The 18,550-nt window shown below is 59.5% G+C and carries 19 protein-coding genes; 12 read left to right on the plus strand and 7 right to left on the minus strand.

Annotated elements, in window-relative coordinates; all coding sequences use genetic code 11:
• The first annotated feature begins 56 nt into the window (after positions 1 to 56).
• Positions 57 to 659, plus strand: a complete 603-nt coding sequence (gene mobA / locus TU79_RS13125; protein WP_057008369.1) for a molybdenum cofactor guanylyltransferase MobA — start codon at positions 57 to 59, stop codon at positions 657 to 659.
• Positions 660 to 740: 81 nt separating this feature from the next.
• Positions 741 to 962 (plus strand): YgdI/YgdR family lipoprotein, encoded by a 222-nt coding sequence (locus TU79_RS13130; protein ID WP_015371619.1) that lies wholly within the window; start codon positions 741 to 743, stop codon positions 960 to 962.
• A 54-nt stretch (positions 963 to 1,016) separates the two neighbouring features.
• On the opposite strand, the gene TU79_RS13135 is transcribed toward TU79_RS13130, so the two are convergent.
• On the minus strand, positions 1,017 to 1,907 hold the full coding sequence (locus TU79_RS13135) for a pseudouridine synthase (protein WP_057008370.1): 891 nt from the start codon (positions 1,905 to 1,907) through the stop codon (positions 1,017 to 1,019).
• Positions 1,908 to 1,974: 67 nt separating this feature from the next.
• The gene (locus TU79_RS13140; protein WP_057008371.1) at positions 1,975 to 2,310 is read right to left on the minus strand and encodes a hypothetical protein; all 336 of its coding nucleotides are present in this window, start codon (positions 2,308 to 2,310) and stop codon (positions 1,975 to 1,977) included.
• A gap of 231 nt (positions 2,311 to 2,541) precedes the next feature.
• On the opposite strand from TU79_RS13140, the gene TU79_RS13145 reads away from it, so the two are divergent.
• From TU79_RS13145 to TU79_RS13175, 7 genes are all read left to right on the plus strand, one after another.
• Complete coding sequence (locus TU79_RS13145; protein ID WP_057008372.1) at positions 2,542 to 2,856, plus strand: ElaB/YgaM/YqjD family protein; 315 nt, start codon at positions 2,542 to 2,544, stop codon at positions 2,854 to 2,856.
• A 3-nt stretch (positions 2,857 to 2,859) separates the two neighbouring features.
• Positions 2,860 to 3,249 (plus strand): phage holin family protein, encoded by a 390-nt coding sequence (locus TU79_RS13150; protein ID WP_057008373.1) that lies wholly within the window; start codon positions 2,860 to 2,862, stop codon positions 3,247 to 3,249.
• Positions 3,246 to 3,587: a hypothetical protein gene (locus TU79_RS13155; protein ID WP_057008374.1), complete on the plus strand. Its 342-nt coding sequence runs from the start codon at positions 3,246 to 3,248 to the stop codon at positions 3,585 to 3,587. The genes TU79_RS13150 and TU79_RS13155 overlap by 4 nt, the downstream gene beginning before the upstream one ends.
• Positions 3,588 to 3,754: 167 nt before the next feature.
• Complete coding sequence (locus tag TU79_RS13160) at positions 3,755 to 5,086, plus strand: deoxyguanosinetriphosphate triphosphohydrolase (RefSeq protein ID WP_057008375.1); 1,332 nt, start codon at positions 3,755 to 3,757, stop codon at positions 5,084 to 5,086.
• A 170-nt stretch (positions 5,087 to 5,256) separates the two neighbouring features.
• On the plus strand, positions 5,257 to 5,652 hold the full coding sequence (locus tag TU79_RS13165) for a response regulator (RefSeq protein ID WP_057008376.1): 396 nt from the start codon (positions 5,257 to 5,259) through the stop codon (positions 5,650 to 5,652).
• A gap of 252 nt (positions 5,653 to 5,904) precedes the next feature.
• A complete protein-coding gene (locus tag TU79_RS13170) occupies positions 5,905 to 6,531 on the plus strand; it encodes a response regulator transcription factor (protein WP_057008377.1) in 627 nt (208 codons plus the stop codon).
• A gap of 8 nt (positions 6,532 to 6,539) precedes the next feature.
• Positions 6,540 to 10,178 carry a transporter substrate-binding domain-containing protein gene (locus TU79_RS13175; RefSeq protein WP_057008378.1) on the plus strand — a complete coding sequence of 1,213 codons (3,639 nt, stop codon included), beginning with the start codon at positions 6,540 to 6,542 and terminating at the stop codon, positions 10,176 to 10,178.
• Here the strand turns inward: TU79_RS13175 and TU79_RS13180 are convergent, their stop codons facing one another.
• Positions 10,179 to 10,661 carry a GAF domain-containing protein gene (locus TU79_RS13180; protein WP_057008379.1) on the minus strand — a complete coding sequence of 161 codons (483 nt, stop codon included), beginning with the start codon at positions 10,659 to 10,661 and terminating at the stop codon, positions 10,179 to 10,181.
• Positions 10,658 to 11,548, minus strand: a complete 891-nt coding sequence (locus TU79_RS13185) for an ATP-binding protein (RefSeq protein ID WP_057008380.1) — start codon at positions 11,546 to 11,548, stop codon at positions 10,658 to 10,660. The genes TU79_RS13180 and TU79_RS13185 overlap by 4 nt, the downstream gene beginning before the upstream one ends.
• 170 nt (positions 11,549 to 11,718) lie before the next feature.
• On the opposite strand from TU79_RS13185, the gene TU79_RS13190 reads away from it, so the two are divergent.
• The gene (locus tag TU79_RS13190) at positions 11,719 to 14,028 is read left to right on the plus strand and encodes a hybrid sensor histidine kinase/response regulator (RefSeq protein ID WP_057008381.1); all 2,310 of its coding nucleotides are present in this window, start codon (positions 11,719 to 11,721) and stop codon (positions 14,026 to 14,028) included.
• A 30-nt stretch (positions 14,029 to 14,058) separates the two neighbouring features.
• Here the strand turns inward: TU79_RS13190 and TU79_RS13195 are convergent, their stop codons facing one another.
• Both TU79_RS13195 and msrB read right to left on the minus strand, forming a co-directional pair.
• Positions 14,059 to 14,544, minus strand: coding sequence for a glutathione peroxidase (locus TU79_RS13195; RefSeq protein ID WP_057008382.1), 486 nt, complete (start codon positions 14,542 to 14,544; stop codon positions 14,059 to 14,061).
• A gap of 122 nt (positions 14,545 to 14,666) precedes the next feature.
• On the minus strand, positions 14,667 to 15,059 hold the full coding sequence (gene msrB, locus TU79_RS13200) for a peptide-methionine (R)-S-oxide reductase MsrB (RefSeq protein ID WP_057008383.1): 393 nt from the start codon (positions 15,057 to 15,059) through the stop codon (positions 14,667 to 14,669).
• A gap of 202 nt (positions 15,060 to 15,261) precedes the next feature.
• Between msrB and TU79_RS13205 the strand changes: the two genes are divergently transcribed.
• The gene (locus TU79_RS13205; protein WP_003233343.1) at positions 15,262 to 16,473 is read left to right on the plus strand and encodes a pyridoxal phosphate-dependent aminotransferase; all 1,212 of its coding nucleotides are present in this window, start codon (positions 15,262 to 15,264) and stop codon (positions 16,471 to 16,473) included.
• A 304-nt stretch (positions 16,474 to 16,777) separates the two neighbouring features.
• A complete protein-coding gene (htpX, locus tag TU79_RS13210; protein ID WP_043050458.1) occupies positions 16,778 to 17,665 on the plus strand; it encodes a protease HtpX in 888 nt (295 codons plus the stop codon).
• Positions 17,666 to 17,842: 177 nt separating this feature from the next.
• On the opposite strand, the gene TU79_RS13215 is transcribed toward htpX, so the two are convergent.
• Positions 17,843 to 18,499, minus strand: coding sequence for a thiopurine S-methyltransferase (locus TU79_RS13215; protein ID WP_057008384.1), 657 nt, complete (start codon positions 18,497 to 18,499; stop codon positions 17,843 to 17,845).
• Between the last annotated feature and the right edge of the window lie 51 nt (positions 18,500 to 18,550).

Here is an 18,550-nt window from a genome sequence, read left to right on the forward strand (position 1 = left end):
GGAACAGCCCGGTGTTATATCACAGGCCCCTGTTGAGCTGCCGCTGCGGAGCCGCCATGTCTGTTGATTCTTCCCCACTGCCCTGCTCGGTCCTGCTGCTGGCCGGAGGCCGCGGCCAGCGCATGGGCGGCCAGGACAAGGGCCTGCTCGACTGGCGCGGTCTGCCGCTGATCGCCCACCTGCAGCGCGTGGTACGACCGCTCACCGATGACCTGATCATCTCGTGCAACCGCAATCAGGAACGCTACGCGCCGTATGCCGATCAACTGGTGAGCGACGACAGCGCGGATTTTCCCGGGCCCTTGGCCGGAATTCGCATGGGACTTGCCGCCGCACGTCACGGACATTTGCTTATACTGCCGTGCGACGTGCCGCAGATCGATGCGCGTTTACTCGCCGACCTGCGTCAGATTGCGCGACGCAATCCCAACATTCCGGTCATGGTGCGCCACGGCGAATTCTGGGAACCCTTGATCAGCATCATTCCCACCCCCCTCAAGACTGAGGTGGAGCGGGCATGGGACACCGGTGAGCGCAGCCCACGCAGGGTTTTCCTGCAATGCGGTGCGATCGGCCTGCAGTGCCCGCCCGATGACCCGCGCCTGGCCAACCTGAATACGCCGGACCTGTTGCTCTCAAGGGCCAGCGTGTCAGAATGAACCTCGTACAAGGAACTTGCAGGCGTAGTACACGTCTCAAGGTCAGCCATTAAGAAGCAGTATTCTCTCGGAGACAAACTCATGACTCAACGGACCATCGCCGCTCTCATGCTTGCACTGGGCCTCGCCACCCTCGCCGGTTGCGCCTCGCCGACAGTGATCACCCTGAATGACGGTCGCGAAATCCAGGCCGTCGATACCCCATCGTTCGACAAGTCTTCGGGCTTTTATGAGTTCGAACAACTGGACGGCAAGCGCACCCGCCTGAATAAAGACCAGGTTCGCACCGTTAAGGAGCTGTAAGCCCACGGCTTGCACACAAGGCCCGCCTCGCGCGGGCCTTTTCGTTTGCGCAGGTTACCAGTCGAGGGTGATAGCGCTGCGAAAACTGCGAAGGTCCCCGGTGACCGGGTCGGTAAACCGCACGCCCTGTGCCAGCAGCTTGAGAGGGTGGGCGTAGTCGTCTTCGGCGTCCTTGATCACGTCCGGATAGAACGGATCGTTGCAGATACTCGCGCCGAGCGCCGTCATGTGCACGCGCAACTGGTGCTTCTTGCCGGTGACGGGATACAGGCCGTAGCGCCACAACCCGGCGTTTTTTTCGCGTACTTCCACCGCCGTTTCGGTATTGCTGACGCCAAGGCCTTCCTGCATGCGAAAGAACGGTTCACCCTCCACCAGGCGACTTTTGTGCACCAGGGGAAAGACGAGATCGGGTAAGGCCGGCGCGATGGCTTCGTAGAATTTGTCGATGCGCCGCGTGGGAAACAGCTGCTGATAGACCGAGCGGCTCTGTGGGTTGGCAGAAAACAGCACCAGCCCGGCGGTGTGTCGGTCAATCCGATGCAGGGGCACCAGCGAAGGGTTGTCCAGGCGATGAATCAGACGGCGTAACAGGGTCTGTTCGACGTACTCACCGGCGGGCGTCACCGGCAAAAAATGCGGTTTGTCGGCGACCACCAGATGCTCGTCGGCATAGAGGATGGTTTCCTGCACCGGGATCACTTTCTCGTTGGGCACTTCGCGAAAGTAATGGATGCACAAGCCTTCCCTGTAAGGCAGTTGCGAGTCGATCGGCTTGCCATTGCTGTCCAAAACCCGGCCACGGGCAACGCGGTCAAGCCATTGCTCACGGCTGATCGCCGGGAAATGCGCGCACAGGCATTCGAGCACCGTCTGCCAACGACCCGGTGGCAAATACAAGGTACTGGCTTGGTGCCGGGAGGCGGAAAAAGCTGAAGTGGACATGCATAAGGCCTTGACTGAAACAGGCCGGCATTATCCCGCATGGAGCGCGATTGAGCCTAGGCAGATCTCACGCCTTGGCCAACTGCGCGCGCAGAACCGGTGAAGCACTGGCCGCTTCGGTGAACTCCTTGAGCCAGCGCAACACGTCCACCGCTTCCCAGCGGCCAGGATCGTAGAGTGCGTATAACAAGCCCTGGTAACCCACCACATCCAGCTGCTTGTGATAACCGGCGCGCTGAAACAATGCTTCGATTTCCGCAAAGCAGGTATTGAAATGCACTTTGTTAAACGGCGTCTTGCCTTCCGTGACCAGGCCATCCAGGCGCAGCTCGCTCACCGCATCGCGCACGATGTCGACGGACATGCGATTGACGCTGCTTTTCAGTTGTTCAACATTCACCACGGGCGTTCCCTCTACTCAATCGCTGTACAAACATACAGTAAAGTAATGTCAGGCGTTTCAATTGTCCAGTGCAGCGTGCAAGACTCACGGCCCGACCGCCCGCATTCAGCGCTACCGCAAGGCCCGCGCACCCAGGTACGGTAAAAGCTTCAGCAGACAATTACACTGAACCTTCGGCACCGCCCGCGACTCGAAACCACACGTACCGATCAGCCCATCACGGAGATAACCATGGCCAGAAAAACAGCACAGACCGCCCAAGAGATACTCATGGCGGATTTTCAAACCCTGGTAAGCGATACCGAAAAGCTGCTGGACGACACCGCAATCCTCGCCGGCGACCAGGCTGATGAGCTGCGCAGCAAGATCCACGAAAGTCTGCTCAAGGCGCGCGAAACCCTGCAAACCACCGAAGACTCGCTGCGCGAGCGCGGGCAGGCTGCCGTCACCGCGACTGAAGATTACGTGCAGGCCAACCCATGGCAGTCTGTCGGCATTGCTGCCGGCGTGGGCTTTTTGATCGGTCTGCTGGCTACAAGGCGCTAAATCATGGCTATAGGCGAAAGCGGCTCGTCCACGGGCCAAGGTTCGACTTCACGACGTCTGGGCGCAGCCGTACTGGGCTTGCTGCACAGTCACGTCGAGTTGTTCGGCATCGAATTGCAGGAACAGAAAGCCCGTACCGTCAGTTTGCTGCTGTTCGCCGGCCTGGCGCTGGTGTTTGCGCTGCTGTTGCTGGTAGGTCTGTCGACCCTGGTGATGATCCTGGTATGGGACACCGGTTATCGTCTGACCGGCATTATCTGCCTGTGTGTGTTCTACAGCCTGGCTGCAGCCTTCTGTGGGGTGCGTCTGAAAGCGGCGGTGTTCGATGAATCCACGCCGTTCCACGCCACCCTCGAAGAGCTGGCCAATGATCGGGAGCGCCTGTTGCCATGAGCCGCAATGAAGTTGTAAACACCGACTCGCGCCGCGACATGCGCAAGGCGTTGATTCGCCTGCGCATGGAAATGCACCGCCAGGAGATTCGCCACGAGTCCCAGCAATTGATGGCGCCCCTGAACAGGATGCGCGACATGCGTCATAACTGGCAGGACAGCCTGGGCGTCAAGCACGCGCCACTGTGGGGTATGGCAGCAGTGACCCTGATGGGATTCTTTACCGGCAAGGGCGCCAAAAGTGGCAGCATCAGCAGTGTGACGCGTCTGGTGCGACTGGGCGCCGGCTTGATCCCGCTGATCAAATTGGCAATGGCAGGGGCCTCACGCAAACGCTGAGCGCTGGCTGCACCCTTGACTACCTCAGTAAAGATAGAAACGGCCCGGCCTTCAATTTAGAGAGTCGGGTCTTTTTTTGCCCACGTGCCAATGTAGTTTTTTGCTTGCCCCGCCAGGACGGAACCGGGAAGCTGGGCGGGTCATTCACCGCACGGAGAGTAACCGCCTTGGATTGGCCCACCCTGTTGACCCGCGAACGTCTGGGAAAACCCCTGCACAGCCCGGAAGAACTAGGCCGCAGCCCGTTTCACAAAGACCATGACCGCATCATTTTTTCCGGCGCATTTCGCCGCCTGGGCCGCAAGACTCAGGTGCACCCCGTGTCGAGTAACGACCACATTCACACGCGCCTGACCCACTCACTGGAAGTCAGTTGCGTGGGCCGCTCCCTGGGCATGCGCGTCGGCGAAACCCTGCGCAGCGCCCTGCCCGACTGGTGCGACCCGAGCGATCTGGGCATGGTGGTGCAATCGGCCTGCCTGGCCCACGACATCGGCAATCCGCCGTTCGGCCATTCGGGCGAAGACGCCATCCGCCACTGGTTCCAGCAGGCCGCAGGCCGCGGCTGGCTGGACGATATGAGCGGCGCCGAGCGCAACGACTTCCTCAATTTCGAAGGCAATGCCCAGGGCTTCCGCGTACTCACCCAACTGGAATACCACCAGTTCGACGGTGGCACTCGCCTGACCTACGCCACCTTGGGCACCTACCTGAAATACCCCTGGACCGCCCGTCACGCCGACGCCCTGGGCTACAAGAAGCACAAGTTCGGCTGTTATCAGAGCGAGCTGCCGATTCTGGAACAGATCGCCCACAAGCTCGGCCTGCCGCAACTCGAGGAACAGCGCTGGGCGCGCCATCCGCTGGTTTACCTGATGGAGGCCGCAGACGACATCTGCTACGCCTTGATCGACCTGGAAGACGGCCTGGAAATGGAGCTGCTGGAATACGCCGAGGTAGAGTCATTGCTGCTCGACCTGGTCGGCGACGACCTGCCGCAGACCTACCGGCAACTGGGCGCCCAGGATTCGCGGCGGCGCAAGCTGGCAATCCTGCGCGGCAAGGCCATCGAACACCTCACCAACGCTGCGGCGCGCGCCTTCGTTGAGCAGCAGGACGCCTTGTTGGCCGGCACCCTGCCGGGCGATCTGGTGGAGCACATGCACGGCCCGGCCAAGCGCTGCGTGCTGGATGCCAAGGACATGGCGCGCAAGAAAATATTCCAGGACAAGCGCAAAACCCTGCATGAAATCGGCGCCTACACCACGCTGGAAATCCTGCTGAATGCTTTTTGCGGTGCTGCACTGGAGCAGCATGGCGGACGCACGCCGTCGTTCAAGAACCGACGCATTCTTGACCTGCTGGGCAACAGCGCTCCGGACCCGGCCTGGTCGCTGCACGCTTCGTTCCTGCGGATGATCGACTTCATCGCCGGCATGACCGACAGCTACGCCACGCAAATGGCGCGGGAGATGACAGGGCGTTCGAGCCCGAAGTGACCCAGGGATCAAGCCACCTGTTGTGTGAGCAGAAATTGCCTACGAAGCTAACAGAGTGGCCTGATCGAAGTCGCGCAGTTATCCAAAGAATAATCGCGCAAGCTTCTGGCCGACTCAGCGAGTCATTCCTGAGCCCCCCTATCGACGCTTGACTGCCCCGTGTGCCTTCCATGCCCGCTCGCACCGTTCGAATCCTGTTGGTGGAGGATCATCCCTTTCAACTCCTGGCCACCCAATGCCTGCTCAAAAGCTTCGGCTTCGAACAACTGACCCTCGCAGAAAACGCTGAACACGCCATCCATTCGATGTGCACCGCCACAGCCCCGTTCGATCTTATGCTCTGCGACCAGTGCCTGCCTGACCTGCCGGGGCTGGAGCTGGTGGAAATTGCCAGCCGCCAGCATTTCATAACCGGTGCCATTCTACTGAGCGGGTTACCGGCGATGGAGCTCTCCAACCTGACCCTGCAAGCCTTGCAGCGCGGCCTGCCTATCCTTGGTTACTTACCGAAGCCATTAAACAAAGACGAACTGTCAGTTTTAATGGCGCCCTTATTTCAACTCTAACTGTAGGACCTTAAACATTAGACCAAGGAAAAATTACTTGAGAGCAATGTGAATCGCCTCGTGCCGCCGGTGACTACATCCAATCAAAATTTGCTTACACCTGACACCACAAAGCCTTACCGCTGCGTAGGTTGCCACCTTTTTTCATGTAGGAATTTTCCTGTTTTATACCTGTTTCCCCAAGGCTCATGCTCACCCCTCTTCTTCTGAGCTAATGTGCCCGCTTTATTTGCACTTGCATGGAATGTGATTATGAACACCGTTTTTATCATTGATGACCATCCCGTTATCAGGTTGGCGATTCGAATGTTGCTGGAGCATGAAGGTTATAAAGTCGTCGGTGAAACGGATAATGGCTGCGACGCCATACAGAGGGTGCGCGAATGCATGCCCGACCTGATCATTCTGGATATCAGCATCCCGAAACTGGATGGCCTGGAAGTGCTTTGCCGTTTCAACGCCATGAACACGTCAATGAAGACCCTGATCCTCACGGCCCAGTGCCCGACGCTGTTCGCCACACGCTGCATGCGCTCGGGTGCCGACGGCTATGTATGCAAAGAGGGTGACCTGAGCGAACTGCTGAGCGCCATCCGCGCCGTGTTGTCCGGCTACAACTACTTCCCCAGCCAGGCATTGAATGCCGGCAACATGGAAGGCAACGACACGGAGGAACTTGAATTATTTAAAATGGTAAATGACCGTGAACTGATGGTCTTGCAGCTTTTTGCACAGGGTCGCACTAACAAGGAAATAGCAAAAGGTATGTTTTTAAGTAATAAAACAGTCAGCACTTATAAAAAACGCCTCATGCAAAAATTGAAAGCGAAGTCCTTGGTAGAACTTATCGAGATGGCAAAACGAAACGCGCTAGTGTGAGAAAGCGGATGCCCAGCCGTATAAAGGATTATTTGGTTATATTAATTGCCGGCGTATGCTTCAGCACGACTGCGCCCGCCGATCATCAAGCCGGTCCGGAACACTTCACCTTACTGAGCCGTGCGGGTGCCGTTCAACTGGAGTCTCGACTGGACAAGACTCAGCGTCAGTGGTTGCAGAACAAACGCGAACTGGTGCTGGGGACTGCTGCGCCCGATTACCCGCCGTTCGACCTCACCTCCAGCGGTCACGACTACGAGGGGTTGACCGCCGATTACGCGGGGCTGCTGGCCAATGCCCTGAACCTGCCCATCACCGTGTTGCGCTATCCCACACGCGACGCTGCAATCGCCGCCCTTGAATCGGGTGACATAGACCTGCTGGGCTCCTCCAACGGTTTTGAGGCCGCCAACCCGAACCTTATCCTGTCGCAGCCGTACGCGGTGGATCAACCCGTGCTGGTGACCCGCGAGGAAGAAACCCGCAGCCTGAACGATAACCTCGCCGGACTGCGCTTGAGCCTGGTGTATCACTACCTGCCGCTGGAGGAAGTGGAAAAACTGTACCCGCAAGCGCACATCAGCACTTATCCCTCTTACCAGAACGCATTGAACGCGGTAGCGTTCGACCAGGCCGACGTGTTCCTGGGTGACACCATCTCCACCCATTACATGATCAACAAGGGCTACCTGAAAAACGTGCGCATGGCCAATTTCGGCAAGCATGAAGCCTACGGGTTCAGCTTTGCGTTACGCCAGGACCAGCGCATTCTGCTGTCCCTTGTCGATTCGGTGCTGGCCGCGGTCCCCATCAATGAACGAGACAGTATCGCCAAACGCTGGAGCGCCGGCAGCGATATCCTGCTGACCGACAAAAAACTGCACCTCACCCCGCGCGAAGAGCGTTGGCTGCAGGACCATCCGGTGGTCAGCGTGCTGGTCAATGAAACCTTCGCACCGCTGACGTTTTTTGACGCCGACGGCAACTTCCGCGGCATCACCGCCGATTTGCTGGAGCTGATCCGGCTGCGCACCGGCCTGCGCTTCGAGATTCGGCGCTCACGTGAAGTCAGCTCGATGATCGAGGAGGTCAGCGCCGGGAAAGCCGACATCATCGGAGCGATTATTCCCAGCGACGAACGGGAGGACCAACTGAACTTCAGTCGTCCCTATCTGGAAAACTCTTATGTGTTGTTGACCCGCAAGGAGCAGAAAGCGCCCTTGAACCTGGAACAGATGGCCGGTAAACGCCTGGCGATCACCCAAGGCAACCCGCTGGTAAACATGCTCGCCAGGGACTTCCCGCAGGTTCAACTGGTGGAGGCCGGCGATACCTTCAAGGCCTCTGAACTGCTGGCCCAGGGGCAGGTGGATGGCGCGGTTAATTCGCTGGTGATCGCCAATTACCTGCTGTCTTCCCAGGCGTTCCAGGACAAGCTGCAGATCAGCACCAGCATCGGCACCCTCCCAGCCACCTTTGCCCTGGCCACCTCGCGCGAGGCCACCGAGCTGAGTTCAATCCTCGACAAGGCGTTGCTCAGCATTGCGCCGGATGAACTGGGCATCATCAACAGTCGCTGGCGCGGCTACTCCGCGGCCTCCGACAGCTACTGGCGCAACTATCACCGCCTGATCACGCAGATCATCATCGGCGCCGGGCTGCTGCTGCTGACTTCACTGACCTGGAACGCCTACATGCGCCGCCAGATCACCCAGCGAAAACTCGCTGAGCGAGCGCTTAACGACCAGTTCGAATTCATGCGCGCACTGGTCAACGAAACCCCGCATCCAATCTATGTGCGCGACCGCAAGGGCTTGCTGCAAACCTGTAACGACAGCTACCTGCAAGCGTTCGGCGTCAAGCGTGAAGACGTGATCGGCAAAAGCGTAATCCAGATGAACATGGCCATCGAGGCGGAGGCCGCGCAATATCACGCCGATTACCAGCGGGTGGTGGCGCAGGGCAACCCGCTGATTCTGGATCGCACCCTGCATATTCAGGGCAAAAAAATGACGATCTATCACTGGATTCTTCCCTATCGAGACTCGGTCGGGGAGGTCCAGGGCATCATTGGTGGCTGGATTGATATCAGCGATCGTCGCCAACTGTTCGACGAGCTGCGCGCAGCCAAGGAGCGCGCCGACGAAGCGAATCGGGCAAAAAGCACCTTCCTCGCGACCATGAGCCATGAAATTCGAACGCCGATGAATGCGGTGATCGGCATGCTCGAACTGACACTCAAACGCGCAGACCAGGGCCATCTTGATCGCCCGGCCATTGAGGTGGCCTACAACTCGGCCAAGGACCTATTGGAGTTGATCGGCGATATCCTCGACATTGCGCGCATCGAGTCCGGCCGTTTGAGCCTGGCACCGGAGCGGGTGAACCTGCGGGACGTGATTGAATCGGTGGTGCGCGTATTCGACGGCCTGGCGCGGCAGAAAACCCTCAGCCTGCTGCTGGAGTTCAAGCCGGAGCTGGACACCACCGAGGTGCTGATCGACCCGCTGCGCTTCAAACAGGTGCTGTCGAACCTGGTCAGCAATGCCATCAAGTTCACCGAACACGGGCAGGTGAAGATCAAGGTGGACGTGCAACCCACCGACCAGCCGCAGCAGGTCGAGATGAAACTGGTGGTGGAAGACACCGGCATCGGCATCAGCCGGGACGACCAGATGCGCCTGTTCGAACCCTTCGCCCAGGCCGACAATTCCGGACACCTGGCCAGGAGCGGCGCAGGGCTGGGGCTGGTGATATGCCGCAGCCTGTGCGCCATGATGGGTGGGCAGCTGAGTCTGAGCAGTGTGCCGATGGTCGGCACTCAGGTGCATGTCCATTTGAAAATGCCCAGCCTGCAGCCGGTCGAGCACGTGGACGAGCAAAAACCGACCGATCCCGCCCCTTCCCCGGTGCTCAACGTGCTGGTGGTGGATGACCATCCTGCCAACCGCCTGCTGATGTGCCAGCAACTGGGTTACCTGGGCCATCAGTTCACCGCCGCCCCACACGGTGCGGCCGGGTTCCAGGCGTGGCGTCAGGAACGTTTCGACCTGGTTATCGCGGACTGCAACATGCCCATCATGAACGGCTACGAGCTGAGCCGCTCGATCCGTGAGTATGAACAACGCGAACAACTGCCCCCCTGCGTGGTGCTGGGCTTTACCGCCAACGCCCAGCCGGAGGAAAAACTGCGCTGCAAGGAGGCCGGCATGGACGACTGCCTGTTCAAACCGATCAGCCTCACGGTACTGGAGCGACAACTGGCGCAGGTGGAGCGGCAATCCTTCGGCGCACCACTGGAGCTCGCCAGCCTCGACCACTTGACGGGAGGAGACGCCCAATTAAGCCGCCGCCTGCTGGAAGAGTTATTGAGCAGCAGCCGTGATGACCGTCAGGAACTGATGATCCTCATGTCGCGGCCCGCGCGCCTTCAGGAATTCATCGAGCAGGCGCATAAAATCAAGGGCGCCGCGCGTATCGTCCAGGCCGACACCCTGGCCGCGCAGTGCGAAGCAGTGGAGCAAGCCTGTGCCAGGGAAGATGATTGGCCTGTAATCGAAGCGGCCATCAAATCCCTGGAAAAAGGCATGCTCGAGCTGGAAAGGACGCTGCACATACAACTCAACAGCCTGAAGGCGCAAGGCTGATCAGCAATCCGTCAACCGCAGAAAAATCGCCGCCAGTTGTTCGATGCCCGCCTGGTCCTGTTCGGTAAAACGGGCCAGCGACGGGCTGTCGAGGTCGAGTACGCCAATCAACTGGCCATTCTTGACCAGCGGCACCACCAGTTCACTGTTCGAGGCGCTGTCACAGGCGATATGCCCGGCAAACGCATGCACATCTTCCACCCGCTGGGTTTGTCGCGATGCCGCCGCCGCACCGCATACACCGCGACCAAACGGAATACGCACACAGGCGATCTGGCCCTGGAACGGGCCAAGTACCAGCTCGTCATTACGATTGAGGTAGAAACCGGCCCAGTTAAGGTCGTCCAACTGGTTGAACAGAAACGCGGAGAACTGTGCGCTGTTGGCGATGAAGTCACGCTCATCCGCCAGCAGCGACGCCAACTGCGCACATAACATGGCGTAGCCGTCCAGGCCGGAGCCTGCGTGTTGCAAATCGATCATGGTTGACGCTCCAGCAATTTGAGACCCACCCAATAGCGGGCGAATTGATACGCACAGCGGCCGTTACGATTGCCGCGTCCGGTGGCCCAGCGCACGGCGAGGATGTCGAGGGCTTCATCGCGCTGCCACTGCAGCCCTGCCCTGCTTGCCAGCTCGCCGATCCAGTGTTCGACCACATCGAGGAAATGTTCCTGGCTAAACGGATAGAACGACAGCCACAGGCCAAATCGGTCGGACAGGGCAATCTTGTCTTCCACCGCTTCACTGGGGTGCAGTTCGCCGTCCACGCGCTTCCAGTTGTCATTGTCGCTCTGGTGTTCCGGGACCAGGTGACGGCGGTTAGAGGTGGCATACAACAGCACGTTATCCGGCGCCTGCTCCAGGGAGCCATCGAGCACACTCTTGAGGATGCGATAGTCGCCCTCACCGGCCTCAAACGAAAGGTCATCGCAGAACAGGATGAAACGCTGCGGCAGCTTGAGCAACTGCTCGACCACACGCGGCAGATCGGCCAGGTGGTCACGCTCGATCTCGATCAGACGCAAGCCGGCCTTGGCGTGGTGGGCCAGCAAGGCGCGCACCATGGAGGATTTGCCGGTGCCCCGCGAGCCCCACAGCAATGCATGGTTGGCTGGCAGGCCGTCAAGGAACTGCTGAGTGTTGCGTGCCAGTTGCTCGCGCTGTTTGTCTACGCCGATCAGGTCGGACAGGCGCATGTCGAGGCTGACGTCCAGCGGCAGCAGGAAGCCGCTACGGCCTTCGCGCTGCCATCGAGCGGCCAGGCACTGGTGCCAGTCGATGACTTGGCGTGGCGCGGGTAACAAGGGTTCCAGCCGCGCGAGTACCGCGTCGGCACGCTCAAGAAAAGCGTTCAATCGAGAGTCCACGTCTGTTCCTCTGGCAAGTTCCTGCAAAAGATGGCGTATTGGCAGCCATGCTGCTGGCCGCAACAGGCTGCACCTGTAAAAATAAACGATTCGTGCCGGGCAAGCCTTGGCCTTTGGATGTTCAGCTATGCTTGCCGGGCGAAAGGAAACGTGAAGTGGTTCAACACTCGATGGATATCAGGTTCGCCCAACGCTTGTCTTTTAAACAAGCCAAACTGACTGTGCTGGTAGGTTTCATCCTGGGAACCTTGCTCAGCCTTGGGCAAATTGGCATTGATTATGCCAGCGAAGACGCATCCATCAACCGTGAAATTCGCTCGCTGATCGAAATCAGCCATAACCCTGCGTCACGCATCGCCTACAACATCGACGCTGAACTGGCCAAGGAACTGACCCTGGGCCTGCTGCATTCTCCCGCCATCATTCGTGCGCAAGTGGTCGACAACAACGGCGTCATACTGGCCGACGTCAATCGGCCGCGCAGCGAAGGCACGTATCGGCCCATCAGTGATTTCCTGTTTGGTGCCAATCGTCAATTCGAAGACCGCCTGTTCCTCAACCACATGCCTGACGAGGCACTTGGCGTGCTGTACCTGGACGTTGACACTTATGCCTTCGGCAGCCGCTTCCTGCGCCGCGCCGAGATCACCCTGCTCAACGGGTTCGTGCGCAGCCTCTTGCTGACTGGAATCCTGCTGGGCCTGTTCTATGTGATGCTGACGCAGCCGCTGGTGCGCATCATCCGCGAACTGAGCGACCGCAAACAGGCGCGCCTGGACTGCCCGCCAGGGCATGAACAGGACGAGATTGGCGTGCTGGTCAACGTGGCGAACCAACAATTTGACAACATGCAGACCGAAATCCAGCAGCGCCGCCACGCCGAGGACCGCCTCACCGAATACCTGGGGCAACTGGAAGATATCGTTTCGGCACGTACCCTGGAGCTCAAGGCCAGCAACCAGCGCCTGAGCCAATCCAACGATGAGCTGGAAGCGGCAAAGATGAACGCCCTGGGCATGGCCCAGGCGCGAGCGGCGTTCCTGGCCAACATGAGTCACGAAATCCGCACGCCACTCAATGGCTTGCTCGGCATGATCGCGCTGTCCCTGGACAGCCCGCTGAACGCCGAACAGCGCCAGCAACTGTCGATCGCTCACGACTCCGGTAAGGTGCTGGTGGACTTGCTCAACGATATTCTCGACCTCTCCAAGTTCGACGCGGGCCAGCTGGAACTGGAGCGCATCCCGTTCGACCTCGGCTCAATGGTGGAGGACACCGCCAACCTGCTGTCGCAGAACGCGGCGCCGAGTGTCGAGCTGACCTGCCTGATCGACCCGCATTTTCCGGCCCAGGTGCTCGGTGATCCGACGCGGGTACGGCAGATCGTCAGCAACCTGCTCTCCAACGCATTGAAGTTCACGCGTTTCGGCCGTGTGGACGTGCGTCTCAGCGCCCAGGGCGACCAGGTAAAAATCGAGGTCTGCGACACTGGCATCGGCATCGCTCAGGACGCGCAGGTCAAGATCTTCCAGCCCTTCACCCAGGCCGGCGCCGGCATCACCCGCCAGTTTGGCGGTACCGGACTGGGCCTGGCGCTCACCCATAACCTGTGCGAAGCCATGCTCGGCCGGCTGAGTATCAGTTCCGAAGTAGGCTTTGGCAGCCAGTTCTGCGCCGAGCTGCCATTGCCCACCCATCTGCCCGCCAGCAGACAAGCACCACTCAAAGGTGAAGTGCTGGTGATCACCCATGCCGGCAGCGGGCTGACAGAGCTGCTCACGTCGCTGCTGCCGCACTGGGGACTGAGCACGCGCTGTTTGACGATGGATGACGACATGACCGGGCAAACGCCCGACCTGTTGATCACCGACTGCCCGGAATGCCTCTTCCGCATCCGCCCGGGCATTACCGCGCCGATCCTTGTGGTCACCGCCTACGGCAATTTCATGCCCAGTGAAGAGGTCGCCGCGTTCGCGCCCTTGCAGCAACAGGCGCGCCCCTTGAGCCGCAATGCGTTGTACCAGATCCTGCAACGCAACCTGCGCAGCGACACGCAGTTGGCGCTCGATACCGTGCACCGGGAAACCGCGCAGACGGCACACAGGGCGCGCATCCTGCTGGTGGAGGACAACCCGGTCAATCAATTGGTGGCCAAGGGCATGCTCGCCAAGCTGGGGTGTGAAGTGATCGTCGCGGCCCATGGCGGCGAGGCGCTGAGGTTCCTCGAGGAACAGCGTTTTGACATGGTATTGATGGACTGCAACATGCCGGTGATGGACGGCTACGAAGCCAGCCGCCAGATCCGCCGCAGTGGCCGCTGGCCGGACCTGCCGATTGTCGCTTTAACGGCCAATGCGCTGTCCGAAGAGCGCGAGCGCTGCCGAGCGGCGGGGATGGACGATTACCTGGCCAAACCGTTCCGCCGCGAGGAACTCAATGCGCTGCTGGACCTGTGGGTGCCTGAGACAGCGGCACGCTGAGTTACGCAAGGCAAACGCACATCACATCGCTCATTTGAGCAGGGCTTCAATCTCCCGGGTCAGGTCCTGTGGCTTGGTGGTTGGACCAAACCGCTTGACCTGCTGGCCATCGCGGCCGATCAGGAACTTGGTGAAATTCCACTTGATGCCCTTGGAGCCCAACAGGCCGGGCGCCTGTTTTTTCAACTGCACGAACAAGGGATGGGCACCGCTGCCGTTGACGTCGACTTTCTTGAACAACGGGAAGCTGACGCCGAAGTTCAGCTCGCAGAACGCTGAAATCGCCCCCTCATCGCCCGGCTCCTGCTTGCCGAACTGATTGCACGGAAACCCCAGCACCACCAGCCCCTGATCCCTGTACTGCTGCCAGAGTTGTTCAAGGCCCTTGTATTGCGGGGTGAAGCCGCATTTGCTGGCGGTGTTGACCACCAGGATGGCCTTGCCGGCGAAATCGGCCAGGGTCTTCTGCTCACCTTTGATGGTGGTGCAGGGGATGCTCAGCAACGTGTCGGCCATGGCAACGTCTCGATCAAGTGAAAGGGCTTGAAAATAGCCAGCCTTCCAATCCTGTGCAACTTACATAGATGGCGCTGATGGCGCGCAATCAGAACGCGGGAAAGGCTTGCCCAGATTGGATCTCAGCGCGGGACAAAATCCAGGCACACCGAGTTGATGCAGTAACGCAGGCCGGTTGGCGGGGGGCCATCAGGGAACACGTGGCCCAGGTGCGCATCGCATTTGGCACAGGTCACTTCGGTGCGGATCATGCCGTGGCTGACGTCGCGAATCTCGATCATCGCGCTGTCGGCAATCGGCGCGTAAAAGCTGGGCCAGCCGCAACCGGAATCGAATTTGGTGGTGGAATCGAACAACGGTTCATTGCAGCAGATGCAGTGATAGACGCCGTCGGCTTTGGTGTCGTTGTACTTGCCGCTGAACGGGCGCTCGGTGCCCTTGAGACGGCATACGTTGTATTGCTCCGGATCAAGCATCGCTTTCCATTCGTCAACGGTTTTCTGCAACTTTTCCATGGGTACACCTCGGTCACTGAAAAACCCTGATCTGTGTCTTTTCCACGGATCGGGTGGCACGTATGATTGCGCCTCTTCAAAACGCCAGTCTGGCACCCGCGCCACCGCCATTCAAACGTATTTACAGGTGCGGACCGCGCAGGATTCACAGTACGGTAGTGTCTTTGCCGTCTGGATCGTTCATTTTCAGGATCACATCGCCATGCAGGTCAGCAAATCGAACAAGCTCGCCAACGTCTGCTACGACATTCGCGGCCCGGTGCTCAAGCACGCCAAGCGCCTGGAAGAGGAAGGCCATCGCATCCTCAAGCTGAACATCGGCAACCCGGCGCCCTTTGGTTTCGAAGCGCCGGAAGAAATCCTCCAGGATGTGATCCGCAACCTGCCCACCGCACAGGGCTACAGCGACTCGAAAGGCCTGTTCAGCGCGCGCAAGGCGGTGATGCAGTACTACCAGCAAAAGCAGGTTGACGGTGTTGGTATCGAGGACATTTACCTGGGCAACGGGGTGTCCGAGCTGATCGTGATGTCCATGCAGGCCCTGCTCAACAACGGTGACGAAGTGCTGGTGCCCGCGCCGGATTATCCGCTGTGGACCGCCGCCGTGACGCTCGCCGGCGGCCATCCGGTGCATTACCTGTGCGATGAGGGCGCCGACTGGTTCCCCGACCTGGCCGACATCAAGGCCAAGATCACGCCCAATACCAAAGCCCTGGTGATCATCAACCCGAACAACCCCACCGGCGCGGTGTACTCCAGGGAAGTCCTGCTGGGCATGCTCGAACTGGCGCGCCAGCACAACCTGGTGGTGTTCTCCGACGAGATCTACGACAAGATCCTCTACGACGACGCCGTGCACATCTGCACTGGTTCTCTGGCGCCGGACCTGCTGTGCCTGACGTTCAACGGCCTGTCCAAGTCCTATCGGGTAGCGGGCTTCCGCTCCGGCTGGATCGCGATTTCCGGGCCCAAGCACAATGCCCAAAGCTATATTGAAGGCATCGACATGCTGGCCAACATGCGCCTGTGCGCCAACGTGCCTAGCCAGCACGCGATCCAGACCGCCCTCGGCGGCTACCAGAGCATCAACGACCTGGTATTGCCCCAGGGCCGCCTGCTGGAGCAGCGCAACCGTACCTGGGAGCTGCTCAACGACATTCCCGGCGTGAGCTGCGTCAAACCCATGGGCGCGCTGTATGCCTTCCCGCGCATCGACCCAAAGGTGTGCCCGATCCTCAATGACGAGAAGTTCGTGCTCGACCTGCTGCTGTCGGAAAAACTGCTGGTGGTACAGGGCACTGCGTTCAACTGGCCGTGGCCGGATCACTTCCGTGTGGTGACCCTGCCGCGTGTGGATGACCTGGAAATGGCCATTGGTCGTATCGGCAATTTCCTCAAGTCTTATCGCCAGTAACGAAAATGACACGGTACGGCCCGCTTTTGGCCGTACGGCGATTATCTGGCAACACTTCTCTGCCCTGCCCGGCTTCTCACCTGCCACGCGGCCCTTGCGCCACCGCAAGGCCCCGTGATTGCTGGGCCGCAAAGTCATCAAGGTCGAGTGCTGAGCGGTTTGTCAGGTGGGAAAATCCCTTCAAGGATTTACATAAAAGCTGTAGGACACAGTTTGAAATAGTCGCCCGGTTGAATCACCCCAGGCTGCACCTTATATACCCCGCAGTAAGCGACATATTAAGCATGAGGAGAACTCTACAACCATGATGCGCATTCTGCTGTTCCTGGCCACTAACCTGGCGGTCGTGCTGATTGCCAGCATCACCCTGAGCCTGTTTGGCTTCAACGGGTTCATGGCGGCCAACGGGGTTGACCTGAACCTCAATCAGCTACTGGTCTTCTGTGCGGTCTTTGGTTTCGCCGGCTCGCTGTTTTCGCTGTTCATCTCCAAGTGGATGGCGAAAATGAGCACCAGCACCCAGGTCATCACCCAGCCCCGTACCCGGCACGAGCAATGGTTGCTGCAGACCGTCGAGCAATTGTCCCGCGAGGCCGGTATCAAGATGCCAGAAGTCGGGATTTTCCCGGCCTATGAAGCGAACGCCTTCGCCACCGGCTGGAACAAGAACGACGCGCTCGTTGCGGTCAGCCAGGGCATGCTGGAGCGATTTTCCTACGATGAAGTGAAAGCGGTCCTGGCCCACGAGATCGGCCATGTGGCCAATGGCGACATGGTTACCCTGGCGCTGGTACAGGGCGTGGTGAACACCTTCGTGATGTTCTTCGCGCGGATCATCGGCAACTTTGTCGACAAGGTGATCTTCAAGAACGAAGAGGGTCGCGGCATCGCCTACTTCGTGGCGACTATCTTTGCGGAACTGGTACTGGGCTTTCTGGCCAGCGCGATCACCATGTGGTTCTCGCGCAAACGCGAATTCCGCGCAGACGAAGCCGGTGCGCGTCTGGCCGGTACCGGTGCGATGATTGCAGCCTTGCAGCACCTGCGCTCCGAACAGGGCCTGCCAGTGCACATGCCCGACAGCCTGACCGCCTTCGGCATCAACGGTGGCATCAAACAAGGCATGGCGCGCTTGTTCATGAGCCATCCGCCGCTGGAAGAGCGAATCGACGCACTGCGCCGTCGGGGCTGACGGTCAGGCAGTGACACTGAAAGGGGCGACTTGATCGCTCCTTTTTTGTGGGTGCCTGAATCGCCATCGCGGGCAAGCCCGGCTCCCACATTTGATCTTTGTCGCTTTGAGCATTGCGTTCGCTTAACTGACTGGCATCAGGGCTCGCCCGCGATAGCGGTGGCAACAGCGCAGACCTCAGCGCCGGTCCAGCCGATAGGCGCGCTCCTCCAGTCGCGTGACGCCGTCCTGCACGAACTTCCAGCTCTCGCCCAGGATGTCCTGCTCTTGCAGCACGTCCACGCTCCAGCCCTCACACAACAACATGCGCACTTCGTCATCATTCACCGCGAAGGGCGGCCCGGCCTTTTGCACCTGGTCGTAGTCGAGCGTGATCAGCAAGCCTTTTGTGCCAGCCCCCAGCAGCGCCGTGAGATGCCCGGCATACTGCGCGCGCATCAACGGCGGCAAGGCGATCAATGCCGCGCGGTCATACAGCGCACTGCAATCACCCACCGCCTGCGCATCCAGGGCGAAAAAATCACCGCACCACACCTCAATCAGTCCCGTCTGATAAACCTTGAACGAGCCCTTCTCAACGATCTGCGGCGTCAGGCCCTGCTCACTGAAGAACGCCTGCACCGCCTGCTCCGACAGCTCCACGCCCATCACGCGATACCCCTGCGCGGCCAGCCAGATCAAATCCAGGCTTTTACCGCATAACGGCACCAGCACTTTTGCAGCCTCGGCCACGCCCAGCGTCGGCCAGTGGCGCTGCAGGTACGGGTTGACCTCGGGCAGGTGAAAGCCGATCTGATTGCGCGCCCAACGCGCTTGCCAAAATTCAGGCTGCATAAATCCCCCCGGGAAATTCGATCAAAAGGCGCTAAAACTTATATTGGATTT

The organism is Pseudomonas trivialis (genome assembly GCF_001439805.1).
GTDB classification, from domain to species: Bacteria; Pseudomonadota; Gammaproteobacteria; order Pseudomonadales; family Pseudomonadaceae; genus Aquipseudomonas; species Aquipseudomonas trivialis.